Consider the following 13,427-nt stretch of genomic DNA (forward strand, 5'->3'; position numbering starts at 1 on the left):
GCCACTGATTCATCCGGTAATGGCCAGCGGGTCCCGTGGCACCGCCGGCACATTCAAGCCCAGATGTCCGCGCAACGTGTTTTCTGTGTATTCGGTGCGGAACAATCCGCGCCGCTGCAGCTCCGGGACGAGGTGATCGACGAAATGGTCGAAACCCGAGGGCAGTACGTCGGGCATGACGTTGAAACCGTCGGCGGCACCGTATCGGTACCAACGTTCGATGTCGTCGGCGACCTGTTCGGGTGTCCCCACCACGATGCGGTGACCTCCGCCGCCGGACAGCGTGGTCAACAGCTGACGCAGTGTCGGCTGCTCTCGATCGATGATGCCTCGCACGACACGGTAGAACGTCTGGGAGCCACCGGCGTCGTCAGGATCGCGGAGAAGTTCGGCGGGGATCGGCTCGTCGTCGGCGAGTCCGTCCAGTGAGAAACCGAGCTGCCCACCGAGCCGTGCCCGGGCATACGCGTCGGGAAGCAGCGTGTCGAGCAGCTCGCGGCGCTCTCGAGCTTCGCGCTCAGTGCTGCCCAGCACGGTCGACAGGCCGGGTAGTACCACGATCTCTTCGGGGTTCCTTCCGAATTGCTGTGCTGCGTCACGCAGTTCGGTGCGGAAGGCGCGCGCTGTGGTGATGTCCTGTTCAGCGGAAAAGATGACCTCGCCCACCTTTGCTGCCAGATGCTTGCCGTCGCTCGACCCGCCGGCTTGCACGACGACCGGCCTACCCTGTGGTGAGACCAGACGTGTGCGGGCGTCCCAGGACGTCACCACCTGGCTGACAAAGGTCTCGGCTCTGCGGTAGCGCAGGCCGTGATCCGGTTCGCCCACGCGACCGAAATTGGCCGCAGCGGCCGGCCCGGCCGTGGTCACGACGTTCCATCCGAAGCGGCCACCCGAGAGATAGTCGAGATCGCCCAAGCGGCGCGCGAGTTCGTCAGGATCGTTATAGGACGAGGACAGCGTGCCGATCAAGCCGATGTGCTCGGTGCGAGCAGCGATGCGGGCCAGCACCGTGGACGGCTCGAGGTTGTTGCCGGGGCGGTGGCGGATGGTCGGTTCCAGCACGGGAGTGTCGGCGAGGAAAACCGCATCCAGTTTGGCCGCTTCGGCTTTCGCCGCGATCGCGGTGTAGTGCTCGATGCTGTAGCTGCCCAGCGGGTCGGTTCCGGGAAACCGCCAGGAACCGCCGAACACTCCGGCGTTGAGGATGTTGACGTTGAGATGCAGCTGTGCGGTCATGGCGTGGGTTCTTCGTCGGAGTGGGTTTTCGGCCTGTCGCGGTAATAGCCGGAGACCGGTCTGCTGTCGTTGACCAGGAAGTCGCCGATCACGCGGGGTTTGTAGATGATCGGGTTGTGTGACGCCAGGGTGCGGGCGTTGCGCCAGTGCCGATCGAGGTGCACACGGTTGCGCGCTGTCGAGGATCCGCCGGCGTTGAAGGCGATGGTTGCGGCGTCCAATACCGCATCGATGACGCCGAGTTGCGCTGCCGAGGTCTCGACATAGGCTTCGGCATAGTCGTTTTCGTGGCCGCTGCCGTGAGCGAGCTCGAGTCTCTCGGCGGCATGCCGTAGCAACGTCTCGGCGGTGATCCGGCGGGCGTACAGAGTGCCGACCACGGCAAGGACTTCCGGATCGGCGGCGGCGTCTTGAGTCAGGGCGTGTTGGCCGGTGCGGGTGCGGGCACGCACCAGGTCCACGGTCTCTGCGACGATGCTGCGCGCGATACCGGCCAGGTTGGCCAAATGCACGATCTGAACGAAGGAATCCAGCCCGCGCAGAGCGTCGGTGCGCCGCCCGATGTCGCCGTGTGGCTCTACCGGAACGTCATCGAAAATGGTCGTGCCGCTGCCAGTTTGGCGCTGGCCGATGCCGTCCCAATCATCGACGTGCGTGACGCCGGTGTGGTTTGCCGGCAGCACGGCGAAGACACGGTTGCCATCCTCGTCGAGCGCAGCCGTGCGGATGTAGTCGGCGAACCGCGCTCCGGTCGAGTAGAACTTGGTGCCTGAGACCACGCGGCGACCATCGGAGTCGCGGCGGATGCGCGTGGTCAGGGCGCCCCAGCCGGAAGGATCATCGACACCGCGGACAAGGGCCGCTGGTTCGGACTGTGCGTTACCGAACACCGCCCCCGCCGCGACGGCCTTGGACCAGCGCTGCCGCACCTCGGCATCTGTCTCCCGCCGCAGGATCTCGGTGGTGGTGAAGTGCCCGCGCCAGATCTGAGGCCGATTGGAATCGGCCTGGCCGGCCTCGGCCAGTAGCGCGAACAGTGTCGGCAGATCGATGTCGAAACCGCCGTACTCCTGCGCGATGCGCAATCGACCGAAGCCGGCGTCGGCGAGCTGCCGGACGATCTCATAGGGGTGTTCGTGGGTCAGATCTCGTTCCGCGGATCCTTTTGCGGCCGCTTGCAGCACGGCGCGTATCCGCGGTAGTGCCGCATCCAGGGTCCGTGGTTGCGTCTCGGTCACGCGGCGTCCCGGGATGATGCAAGGTCCCGCCCGGCGACAGCGCTGAGCAACTTCCGCGTGTACTCCTCTTGCGGTGCGGTGAACACGTCGTCGGGAGAACCTTGTTCGACGATGCGTCCCTGCTGCATGACCGCGACGTGGTCGGATATCGCGCGGACCACCGCCAGGTCGTGAGAGATGAACAAGTAGGTCAGGTTGCGCTCTTCTTGGAGACGCTGCAGCAGCTCGAGGATCTGCGCGGCCACAGAGACGTCGAGGGCCGAGATGGGTTCGTCGAGCACGACGATCTGCGGCTCCACGACCAGCGCGCGGGCGATGGCGACCCGCTGCCGCTGACCCCCGGACAGTTCTCGGGGGTGCTTCCGCGCGAAGTCCGCGGGCAGAGAGGCTGATTCGAGCGCTGAGATGACACGGTCGGCGTTGTTTTTACGGTGTCCTCGGCTACTGCGCTGGAAAGAACGCAGTGGTTCCTCCACCACGTCGAAGACGTCGAATCGAGGATCGAACGACGAGTAGGGGTTCTGGTAGACGATCTGCACAGCGCGGCGCAGCGGACGGAATTCTCTGCGACTCAGGGCGGTCACGTCGGTGCCCAGCAGCGATACCTGCCCGTCGGTGGCCGTGGTGAGGCCCGTGAGGATGCGGGCCGTGGTGGATTTTCCGCTGCCAGACTCACCGACGATGGAGAAGGTCTGCCCGCGAGCCACCCGGAAAGAGATGCCGTCGACCGCGGGCACCGCGCCGTAGACCTTTCGTAGACCGACCACCTCGACGACGTCGTCGGCGGGGCGTGCTGCTGCAGAGACTCGGTCCCGCAGCGTCAAGCGTTGAGGCACGGCGTCGAGCAACCGTTGCGTGTAGGCGTGGCGCGGATTGGCGAGAACCTCTGCGGTGCGTCCGAATTCGACAAGTCGACCCTGCTGCATGACGCCGAGCAGATGCGATCGGTCGGCTGCGACGCCGAGGTTGTGGGTGATGAGCACGATGCTGGTGGAAAGCTTGGTGCGCAGTCCGTCGATGAGGTCGAGTACTTGTTTCTGCACGGTGGCATCCAGCCCGGAGGTCGGCTCGTCGGCGACGATGACGCCCGGATCGCCTGCCACGGCGGCGGCCACGAGCACCCGCTGCCGCATGCCACCGGACAGCTCGTGCGGGTACTGGCGGTATCGCCGCTCGACGTCGGTGAAGCCCACCAGGTCGAACAGCTCGAGCACGCGATCACGGCGTGCTTCGCGGGTCAGGTCGGTGTGTAACCGCAGGACATCGGCGACCTGATCACCGACGCGTCGCACCGGGTCCAGCGAGACGGTCGGATCCTGGGGGATGAGACCGATCTCCCTGCCCCTGATGCCGCGCCAGTGCTTGGGACTCAGCGCGGTCAGTTCGCGTCCCTCGAAGGTGATGGACCCGGCGAGCACCTGCCCGTTGGGCGGCAACAAGCCGAGGATTGCCTGGCCGGTGGTGGTTTTGCCCGAACCCGATTCGCCCACCAGCGCCAGGACTTCGCCGGGGCCGAGGTCGAAACTCACGTCGTGCAGCACCTGGTCGATCCGATGACCTGTCGAGTATCCGACGGACAGGCCTTGCACCGACAGCACCGGTCGTTCGCTCATGAACCGCGCCTTTCGGTCAAATATCGTGAAATATGGTTGATGGACAACACCACTGCCACGATGGTCAGTGCGGGGAACAGGGTCAGCCAGCCTCGGGTTGCGATGTATTTGCGGCCGTCGGCCACCAGTAGCCCCCATTCCGGTTGTGGCGGTTGGGCACCCAGCCCGAGGAAGCTCAGTGAGGCGATCCAGATGATCGCGATGCCGAGTTGTACGGCGATCAGCGCCACGGTGGGCGCCAGAGAATTAGGAATGACGTGGCGGGCCAGGATCGCCGACGTGGTGGCACCGCTGGTGATCGCGGCTTCCACGTAGTTGCTCTCCCGTACTCGCAGGACTTCCGATCGGATCAACCGGGCGAAGGTGGCCGACGACGTGAGTCCCACCGCGATGGCTGCCGGCAGCAGTCCGGTAGAGCCCGTCTGTGCGGTGTAGAGCACGACGATGGTGATGGCGAACAGAAAGCCGGGAATGGACAGCACCACGTCGATCAGCCGCATCAACGCACCGTCGACACGGCCACCGAACCAGCCGGCAGTAGCCCCCAGCGCGGAACCGATCACGGCTGCGATTCCAACCGCCGTGCTCGCGCCCAGCAGAGAGGCCCGGGCGCCGTAGACGATGCGTGTGTACAGATCTCGGCCCAAGAGGTCGGTGCCGAACCAGTGCTGAGCAGACGGCGGTAGCAAGCGGATGGTGTTGTCCACCGCGATCGGGTCATAGTGGGTGAATGCACTGGGGACGACCGCCCAGAGCACCGCGACCGTGGACACGGCGAGCGCGGGGATCAGTCCCCATCGTCCGGTCAGCCTGCGTCGCAGCGAGGTCTGACGGGTGACCGCCGGTGGTGATACCGCAGTGACTACAGTTTCGGTGTTTTCGTCATTTGTCGGCTCGTGTACGGAGAGCGTCACGGGGTCACCGCCTCGGCGGTGACCGGTCGCCGTATGGCCGCCGCGACTGGCTCGCGGCGGACTACCCGGGTATCGCGTGCACCGTTGCGGGAGGCGAGGATGCGCGGGTCGAGGAAGGGATAGGCGAGATCCACTGCCAGATTGACCAATACGTAGGTCAACGTGGCCACCAGCACGACGCCCTGCAGTACCGGCAGGTCCTGCGTACTGACCGCGGCGACGGTCAGTTGGCCCACCCCGGAGCGTGCGAAGACCGCTTCGGTCACCACCGCCCCGGCCACGAGCTCACCGCACGCCAGCCCCAGCAACGTGAGTACCGGCAGCGACGAATTCCGCAGGACGCCTTTGGTGAAGATGTAGCGCTCATCGGCGCCGCGCGCGGACAACACGTGCACGAAGGCCTGCGTTCGGGTCTTGCCGATCGAGGTGATGAACACCTGCGCCATCGGAGCGGTGATGAGAATCCCCAGCGTCACCGCGGGCCCGATCAGCGCCGCGAACGACCCGTCGTCCGACGCTGGGATGAGATGCAGGCCAAACGAAAAGAATTGCAGTGCAAGTATTCCCACCACGAAGGTCGGTACCGAGGCGAACAGCGCCGGCAGCGTCGCGGTCAACGAGCGCGCCCAGGCTCGGGGTGCATAGTTGCTGAGCACCGCGAGAACGGCCGCCAGTGCCACAGCGATGAACAAGGCCAGGCCGGCCAGTCGCAGCGTGTTCGGCAGTGCCACCGACAGCAGTGCTGTCACGGTCTGCCCGTTGGTGAGCGAGAAGCCGAGATCGCCGCGTAGCAAGTGGCCGAGAGCCCCGAGGTACTGCTCCCACAACGGCCGGTTCAGCCCGTAATAATTGAGCAGAACCTGCGCTGCTTCCGGCGTGATCTGCGCATCAGGATTGGCGATGCGGTTGCGCACCGCGTCGCCGGGCAGGGCACTGAGCAGGATGAAAGACAGGGTGTATGCCGCCCAAAGGACCAGAACGGACTGTGCCAACCGGTTGACGGCGTAGCGACGCACGTGTGTCACCTCCTATTTGGCCAACCAGGTGTCATACAGCCAAGCCCGTCCGGTCGACTCGGTCGTGAAGCCGTGGACGGAGGGCGCCAGGCCGAACACCTGTGTTTCGTCATAGAGCGGAATCGAGTAGCCCTGACCGAAGATGCGGTCTTCGATCGCCTGGATCGCGACTTTGCGCTTGTCAGGATCGAACTCGGCGGACTGAGCGGCGAGGAGTCCGTCCAGTGTCACATCGGGAACGTGGTTGTTGGTGACGTGTTGACGGTCGGTCCCGTAGGCGGTGCGAAGCACACTGGGTTCGTCAGTGGAGGTCTGGCCCTGGTCGAAGTCCCAGTCCGGCGCGGTGGCTTCCTGCGATTCATATTCGGTCAGGGACGGGTTGGTGATCTTCACCTCGACGCCGGCTTTGCGCCACTGTGACTGGATGACCTCCAGAACCGACTGCGATACTTGGTAATAGGGAGCGACCCGCAGGTGGAAGCTCAGTCGATTGCCGTCCTTGGCCCGGATACCGTCCGGCCCTGGCACCCATCCGGCCTCGCCGAGTAGCTGGTTCGCCTTGTCGAGGTCGTAGCCCAGGTACTTGGTCGCGTCGCCACGCAGCGGTGTTCCCGCGACGAGTGCACTCGAGGGAATCGGATAGTTCGGCGACAGCACTGCCTTGTTGATGGCGGCCCGATCGGTGGCGGCCTGTAATGCCAGCCGCACGCGCAGATCCTGCACCGGTGAGTCGGGGTTCTTCAACTGGACTGTGAGATCGTTGGTCTCGCCCTTTACCGGAATGGCCACCAGCTTGCCGCCGCCATCGGTCACGGTTTGTTCATCGTAAGGGGCGATGTTTCGGGCGATCTGCGCCTCACCGGATTGCAGTGCGCCGATGCGTGTTCCGGTCTCGGGCACCGTCTTGAAGATCACCCGGTCGAGGTATGCCTTGCCGCTGTGGGTGGAACCCCCGGGCGGCCAGTTGTAGTCGTCGCGACGTTTGAGAGTCACACCGTTGGTGCCGGTCACCGACTCGACGACGAATGGTCCGGTACCGACCCAGTTTCGCAGATCGCCTTGGCCGTTGAGATCCCGCTCGACCAGAGACTTGCCCAAGATGGAACTCGCGCGGTAGTTCGAAAGGATCTGGATGAAACCGGCATTGGGCTTGGACAGCCGCACCACGACGGTGTTGGCATCGACGGCGTCGGTGCCGGCGTAGTCGGTCCAGAACGGGTCCGCGGGGATTCCGAGCTTGCTGTCGCCGCGCCCGTGCTGGTCGAAGTTCAGCTTCACCACGTCGGCGTCCAGCGGTGTGCCATCGCTGAAGGTGATCCCCGGCTTGAGCTTGAAGGTGTAAGCCAGGTGGTCGTCGCTGATCTGCCAGGACTGTGCCAGCCAGGGCTTGTAGTCACCGGACTGCGGATCTTGCCAGATAAGGCGTTCGGCGACATTGTCGGCGACCTGGCTGTTGGACCACAGCGAGTTCGTCGGCGCCCAGGCCTGATATTCGACCGGATCGTAGAAGGTGAGGGTGCCGCCCGAAACGGGAGAACCACCGGTGTTGGAAGACTGACCACCGCCACCGCAGCCCGCGACGGTCGCAGCGACCGCTGCCGTGACAACCAGCGTGGAAATCCGAAGGATTCTGTTGTGGTGCAAGCCTGTAGAACCTTTCACAGAGGCCGGGCGCGGCCGGCAATAGCACCGTCGGCAACACACGGCGGGCAGCGTCGCAGCGCAGTGATAGCGGCCTCCAGTCAATAGCCGGCCGGCCGATCCCGTCAGCTATTTGTCTCACTGTGATCGCAAGATGTTCCGTTCACGGTGACTTCAAGGCGTGACCAATGATGTTGGTCCGCAGTAGCGTTCGCTCACATGGGAATGACGCGAGTGGCCGAGCCGGTATCGGCTGCCACGGCGTCGGATGCCGGCCTGCACCCTCTGGTCGGTGTGGTGCAACGCTACGCCGACGAGGTGTTGCGGCCGTCTGCGCTGCGGACCGACCGCCATGGCATCGGGCCGCAGCGGGTCGCTGAGCTGGCGGAGCTGGGTTTGCTCAATCACCTCGCCCCGGAGGAATTCGGAGGTGCGGCAGTAGATCTCGCATCGGATCGACGTATCCGCGAAATCCTTGCCGGGGCGTGCCTGAACACCTGGTTACTGTGGGTTCAGCACGCGCCGCTGGTGGAGCTACTGGCCAAGAAGCATGCGGACGGCACGAGGTTGTCCGACCGGGCTCGCGATGTCGTCCACGGCAGGCTGCTCGTGGGGGCGGGGCTCAGTGATGTCCGCCGGTACCCCGACCATTACGTGACCGCTGAGCGGCGCACAGATGAATGGGTGTTCTCCGGCACCATCTCCTGGGTGACCGGTTGGGGCCTCAATCAGGCTCTTGCGGTCGCAGCGGTCGAACCTTTGACCGAAAACGTCGTCACCGCACTGATCCCGGTATCGGGGGACACCGTGGCCACTGCGCTCGACCTGAGCGCCGTAGGCGGCAGCAGCACGCAACGTGTCACCCTCAACGACGTTCGTGTTCCGGATCGGGACGTGATCTCGACAGAGTCCATAGCCCAGTGGCGCCGACGGGATCTGGGCATGTCCAGCGACGCGCAACCGCATCATTTCGGATTGGCGTACGCGGTGCTCGACGAGTTGGACGTGGAACCCGATGCGCAAGCCCGAGCAGTCTCTGCTGGCTGGCGGCCTCGTATCGACGCGATCCGCCGGCAGTCTTATGCCCTGGCCGACGAGGTGCTCGCCCGCGATGACGGCAGGCATCGGGTGGACGAACGGCTTGCGGCCAAGGTCGCCATCGGCGATGCACTGGCCACGCTGACCCGCGCACTGTTGGTGGCACGGTCTGGACGCGGTATCCGCTTGGACGACACAGCTCAGCTGCACGCCAGGTCGGCGCTGTTTCTTCTGGTTCAGGGCCAGAGCGCGGCTGTGCGGACCGCGCAACTCGAACATCTGACACCCCGAGAGCATCGATGAGTTCCGAATTCCTCTGGTACATCCCCAATGAGGTTCAACCGGGTCACCGCGGTGACGACGTCACGGAGGACCACAACAGCCTCGACACCCTGACCGATCAGGCTCTGGCGCTGGAAAAGTCCGGCTGGACGGGGGCGCTGATCGGCACGGGATGGGGCCGCCCGGACACGTTCAGTGTGGCGGCAGCCCTGGCAGCGCGGACCACCACGTTCGAGCCGCTCATCGCGGTGCGCCCGGGGTACTGGCGGCCGGCGAACTTCGCCTCGGCCGCAGCAACACTGGATCATCTCACCGGAGGTCGGGTGCGGGTGAACATCGTGTCGGGCAAGGACAATCTCGGTGCCTACGGTGACTCCGACAGCGAACAGATCGACCGATACGAACGCACCCGCGAGTTCATGCAACTGGTACGGGCCCTCTGGACACAGGAGAACGTGACGTACCGCGGTGCCCATTTCGCCGTGCAAGACTCGACCGTGGTGCCGCGCATCCAGGTTCGCGGGAAGCGTCGACACCCTCTGCTGTACTTCGGCGGAGCCTCCGAGGCTGCCGAGCGAGTTGCCGCGGCCGAAGCGGATGTCCAGCTGTTCTGGGGCGAGCCACTCGACGGAGTAGCTGAGCGTATCGACAGACTCCGAACGATGAGCCAGGTGATCGGACGTGTGCACCGGCCACTCGAATTCGGGTTGCGTGTAACGACATTCGTACGCGACACCACCGACCAGGCCTGGGCCGACGCCGAGGAGAAGGTCGCGCAGATGGCGGCGCGCTATGCCGGTGTCGAAGGCGAGGCGGCACAGGCGAATCCGTCCTACAACCCGCACCGGCGCACCGCAGTCGGTCAGCAGCGATTGCTCGCTCTCGCCGATCGCGGCGAGGTACTCGACGACAACCTGTACACCGCGCCAGGCAAGTACGGGGCGGGCGGTGCTGCCACCACTTGGATCGTCGGATCTGCCGAGGACGTCGCAAGCACGCTGCGCAAATACCAGAAGTTGGGCATCACTCACTTCGTCCTGTCCGACACACCGTATCTGCGCGAGATCGAGCGTCAGGGCAGTCAGCTGCTTCCCCTGCTCCGCGGATGACGGACTCGAATGCGATATCAGAACGTAGAGAACGGGACTGGCGACTGCTGACCGCGGTGTTCGTGTTCACGACCACCGCGGGCTACATCGCCATGATCCAGGTGCTGCCGGTTGTCCTGGTCCCCATGGCGCTCGATCTGGGGGTTTCGCGCACAGCGGCCGCCGCCACATCCACGATCTCGACTCTGACGGGTGCTGTTGCGGCTTTCCCCGTGGGTCGGCTGATGGACCGGCGCGGCGGCCGGATGACGATGACTGCGGGCGTAGCGGTGGGGGCGGCGGCGGTGGTGCTGTGGTCGCAGGCACATTCGTTGGTGGTGCTGTACGTGGCGTTCGTACTCATCGGTCTGTCGATCACACTGTCGACGTACGAAGCGGCGTTCGCGGTGATCGTCGTGGTGACGGAGCCGGGGTACCGCGACCGTGCCATCCTGACTGTCACCATGATCGCCGGATTGGCCACATATCTGGTGTATCCGCTACTGGGCTGGATGAACAATGAATTCGGTTGGCGCACCACGGTGGCGGTGCTTGGTGTGGCCTACGCTCTGACATGCGTTCCCGCGCATGCGATCGCCATCCCCGCGCTCGCCGCGCATCGCGACCTGCTCCGCGGCCACAGCGGAATACCGATCCGGGAGGCCTTGCGGCAGAAGCGGTTCTGGTTGCTCCTCGTGGCATTCGTCGGTCAGGCGGGCTCCGTGGCGGCGTTCCTGCTGTTGGTGGTCGCCTACCTGATGGACGTCGGCCATTCGGCAGTCGTCGCCACGGCGATGCCCATCGCCGTCGGTGTGCTGCAGATCTTGTCGCGGCTTGTCATCACGACGGTGGGGCGGCGTTGGCACCTGACGTCTGCGACCGCGGTCGCGTTCGCGGTACAAGGAGTCGGCTTGGTCGCACTGCCCTTCGTTGGGCTCTCGGTGCCGCTGACCTTCTTGTGCGTGGCTGCCGTCGGCCTCGGTCAGGGCATCGGCGTGATCGCCCGGCCGCTTCTGGTGGCGACCAGTTTCGGGGTGGCTCACTTCGCCACTGTGCTGGCGGCCATCACCGTGCCCATGGCACTGGCCAGGGCAGGCACCCCGATCGTGGCTGCGTGGTTGGGCGACTGGCGCTTCCTGATCGGCAGCGGAGCGATCGCTCTGGCAGGGGCGCTGGCTTTGATACCGCTCACCGCGGACCGCCCTCCGTGTGGCAACAGATCGTTGCGATCTGCGGGGCAGTCGTCCGCTGCGACTAGCATGCGATGTTCGTAGCGGCGACTCGATCGCCACCTGCCCGTCGGGTTACCAAGAAAGGGCATTACAGGCTCGTGCACCTCGACCACATCGTCATCGCAACGAACGATCTCGACGTGTCCGCGCGTCAGCTCGCGGACACGACCGGTCTGACAGCTGTCAAAGGCGGAGTGCACGACGGCCTGGGCACCCATAACTACATCGTTCCGTTGGGCCGCGGATACCTGGAGCTGGTCGCGGTACATGATCCAGACCTCGCTCGGGACAACCCTTTCGGACGGTTGGTGCTCGCGGCGTTGGCCGAGGCGGACGAGGCGTTTGCCGGCTGGGCAGTGGAAGTCACCGCCGAGGAACTGCGCACCCGGGCGCAACAGACCGCGTTGCCGATCGGCCGGCTGACCCGCGAGGGTGTGGGCGTCCACCATCTCGGGATGACGCGTGCCTTCGAGTCGCCTGGGCTGCCGTTTCTGCTGGCGAGGGATGCCGGCAATAAGAATCCCGGCCTGCTGACCGCTGCGCACACCGTGAGGCCGCGCGGCGTGCGGGCGCTCTCGGTTGCCGAGAGCCGATCCGACCTGGAGAACTGGTTGATGACGGGAGTCGGCGTCGAGAACCCGGAGCTGCCCGTCGTGTGCCTGTCATCCGGACGGGGCATTACCCGAGTCGACGTCGGAACCGACGAGGGCACGGTGACATTGCTTCATACCCAACCCACGGCAGGGCAGCGCCGCTGAGCCGACGGCAGTCGTCGCAGCAGCGGATGTGACCGTGGCGGCGTGTGGGTGGGGCACCACGATGTTGTGGCATCAGATGGCCACGGGCCCCTTCCGCCGCGACGGGAATGGTGGGACCGTAGTAACGGACCTCCCGGCGCGCATCGGGCGGCCCGATCAGCGGACGCATCAAATGGCTCGCCACCTACCGATGTGCACGGGAGCAGTGATGAACGAATCTCACGCCGACCTCGACCCGTACGCCGGCGTCCTGTCCACCTGTATCACCGCCGAGCGCGGCGAATATCACGTCAGTGTCGCCGCCGGGCACCACGATGTGGCGTTCGCCGACATCCGGCCCAGTTGCTCGGCCATCGAGCTCTGCATCGACATCGCTGCGGGGAATCCCTCGCCGCGGGTGCGCAGACAGCTGGTCGACGCGGTATTCCACCTCGATGTCATGCACAATCCCGTGACATTGCGGGCCACCTTGCCTCTCGGCGACGTCGACCTCCTCGATGATGTGGCGCTGCATTGCGTCGACATCCATACCAGGGCGGCCGGTGGGAGCTGCCTTGTCGACGGGCATTTGACGGCATAGCCCCGCGTCGGATGCAGCAGAATACCTGGCCGCACGTGAGGCGAATCCAAAAGCACCACAATCTGTCTCGTAGGACGGCTAGCATTACCGGTAGTGTCGCGCGGCAGTGCGCGCCACATTCGTCGTTGCGCCGGCGTAGCGACAGTGGTATTGCTGAATGATGCGGTGCCCGGCATGCGGGTCTCCGATCGTCATCATCGCCGCCGCTGCACTTGATGAACTCGACAGAAGCGAATGCAGCTCCTGCCCATGGTCGATTTATGTCGACGGATCCGTGCAAGGCAGGCACTATCCCCCCGTCGTTGCGGACTCAAACACCAACTGCGACAACAAGACGAGACGTCAGAGCCTCGTGCAACCACCAGAATTCTGACAACCAACGTGGCGCCGCTGAATTGATTCCCGCGGAACGGCTGCAGTGCCTGGTCTACCGAGGCGCGAATTCTGGTTGCGCCGCATAGTGTTCGGCGCCACCGGTGAACGAGTTACGGCGGTTTGACCGCCACGCCAACTTGGGTAGCCATACGCTTGGACGTCCAGGTTGACGTTCGGAAGGAGACCACTGTGAGCGATCACGTCTACCGTGTCATCGAGGTTGTAGGCAGTTCACCAGACGGCATCGATGCGGCGATCCGCAACGCCATCTCACGCGCTTCGCAGACTGTGCGCGACCTGGACTGGTTCGAGGTGCAGAACGTTCGAGGACACCTCGACGCCGGCGAGGTGAAACACTTTCAGGTCACCCTCAAGGTGGGATTCCGGTTGGAGTCCGCGGCCGACTGAACGCT

The 13,427-nt window shown here is 64.9% G+C and carries 12 protein-coding genes; 6 read left to right on the plus strand and 6 right to left on the minus strand.

The genetic code is table 11. From position 1 onward, the window contains the following. Positions 1–9 precede the first annotated feature (9 nt). The 6 genes from RMCB_RS35110 to RMCB_RS35135 form a co-directional block, all read right to left on the minus strand. Complete coding sequence (locus RMCB_RS35110) at positions 10–1,239, minus strand: LLM class flavin-dependent oxidoreductase (RefSeq protein WP_062832433.1); 1,230 nt, start codon at positions 1,237–1,239, stop codon at positions 10–12. Next, positions 1,236–2,477, minus strand: a complete 1,242-nt coding sequence (locus RMCB_RS35115; protein WP_062832434.1) for an acyl-CoA dehydrogenase family protein — start codon at positions 2,475–2,477, stop codon at positions 1,236–1,238. The genes RMCB_RS35110 and RMCB_RS35115 overlap by 4 nt, the downstream gene beginning before the upstream one ends. After that, positions 2,474–4,090 carry a dipeptide ABC transporter ATP-binding protein gene (locus RMCB_RS35120; protein WP_062832435.1) on the minus strand — a complete coding sequence of 539 codons (1,617 nt, stop codon included), beginning with the start codon at positions 4,088–4,090 and terminating at the stop codon, positions 2,474–2,476. The genes RMCB_RS35115 and RMCB_RS35120 overlap by 4 nt, the downstream gene beginning before the upstream one ends. Then, positions 4,087–4,911, minus strand: coding sequence for an ABC transporter permease (locus RMCB_RS35125; protein WP_072278615.1), 825 nt, complete (start codon positions 4,909–4,911; stop codon positions 4,087–4,089). Before RMCB_RS35125 ends, RMCB_RS35120 begins: the two co-directional genes overlap by 4 nt. A gap of 89 nt (positions 4,912–5,000) precedes the next feature. After that, entirely contained in the window at positions 5,001–6,020 is a 1,020-nt protein-coding gene (locus RMCB_RS35130; RefSeq protein WP_062832437.1) for an ABC transporter permease, read from the minus strand. A gap of 12 nt (positions 6,021–6,032) precedes the next feature. Continuing rightward, positions 6,033–7,664, minus strand: coding sequence for an ABC transporter substrate-binding protein (locus RMCB_RS35135; RefSeq protein WP_084388699.1), 1,632 nt, complete (start codon positions 7,662–7,664; stop codon positions 6,033–6,035). A gap of 216 nt (positions 7,665–7,880) precedes the next feature. Here RMCB_RS35135 and RMCB_RS35140 point away from each other — a divergent pair, with 216 nt between their 5' ends. From RMCB_RS35140 to RMCB_RS35165, 6 genes are all read left to right on the plus strand, one after another. Then, entirely contained in the window at positions 7,881–9,002 is a 1,122-nt protein-coding gene (locus RMCB_RS35140; RefSeq protein ID WP_062832438.1) for an acyl-CoA dehydrogenase family protein, read from the plus strand. Next, complete coding sequence (locus RMCB_RS35145) at positions 8,999–10,090, plus strand: LLM class flavin-dependent oxidoreductase (RefSeq protein WP_062832439.1); 1,092 nt, start codon at positions 8,999–9,001, stop codon at positions 10,088–10,090. Before RMCB_RS35140 ends, RMCB_RS35145 begins: the two co-directional genes overlap by 4 nt. Next, positions 10,087–11,343: an MFS transporter gene (locus RMCB_RS35150; RefSeq protein WP_062832440.1), complete on the plus strand. Its 1,257-nt coding sequence runs from the start codon at positions 10,087–10,089 to the stop codon at positions 11,341–11,343. The genes RMCB_RS35145 and RMCB_RS35150 overlap by 4 nt, the downstream gene beginning before the upstream one ends. Before the next feature lie 56 nt (positions 11,344–11,399). Next, positions 11,400–12,059 carry a VOC family protein gene (locus RMCB_RS35155; RefSeq protein WP_062832441.1) on the plus strand — a complete coding sequence of 220 codons (660 nt, stop codon included), beginning with the start codon at positions 11,400–11,402 and terminating at the stop codon, positions 12,057–12,059. Between the two features lie 208 nt (positions 12,060–12,267). Continuing rightward, the gene (locus RMCB_RS35160) at positions 12,268–12,639 is read left to right on the plus strand and encodes a hypothetical protein (protein ID WP_062832442.1); all 372 of its coding nucleotides are present in this window, start codon (positions 12,268–12,270) and stop codon (positions 12,637–12,639) included. Positions 12,640–13,203: 564 nt separating this feature from the next. After that, positions 13,204–13,422 carry a dodecin gene (locus RMCB_RS35165; protein ID WP_029368718.1) on the plus strand — a complete coding sequence of 73 codons (219 nt, stop codon included), beginning with the start codon at positions 13,204–13,206 and terminating at the stop codon, positions 13,420–13,422. The last annotated feature ends 5 nt before the right edge of the window (positions 13,423–13,427 follow it).

Source organism: Mycolicibacterium brisbanense, assembly GCF_001570425.1.
In the GTDB taxonomy this organism is placed as follows: domain Bacteria; phylum Actinomycetota; class Actinomycetes; order Mycobacteriales; family Mycobacteriaceae; genus Mycobacterium; species Mycobacterium brisbanense.

Excerpts from the sequence above, each read along its gene's own strand:
- RMCB_RS35110 (WP_062832433.1), bottom strand. The coding sequence starts at position 1,239 with ATGACCGCACAGCTGCATCTCAACGTCAACATCCTCAACGCCGGAGTG.
- RMCB_RS35120 (WP_062832435.1), bottom strand. The coding sequence starts at position 4,090 with ATGAGCGAACGACCGGTGCTGTCGGTGCAAGGCCTGTCCGTCGGATAC.
- RMCB_RS35140 (WP_062832438.1), top strand. The coding sequence starts at position 7,881 with ATGGGAATGACGCGAGTGGCCGAGCCGGTATCGGCTGCCACGGCGTCG.
- RMCB_RS35145 (WP_062832439.1), top strand. The coding sequence starts at position 8,999 with ATGAGTTCCGAATTCCTCTGGTACATCCCCAATGAGGTTCAACCGGGT.
- RMCB_RS35150 (WP_062832440.1), top strand. The coding sequence starts at position 10,087 with ATGACGGACTCGAATGCGATATCAGAACGTAGAGAACGGGACTGGCGA.
- RMCB_RS35160 (WP_062832442.1), top strand. The coding sequence starts at position 12,268 with ATGAACGAATCTCACGCCGACCTCGACCCGTACGCCGGCGTCCTGTCC.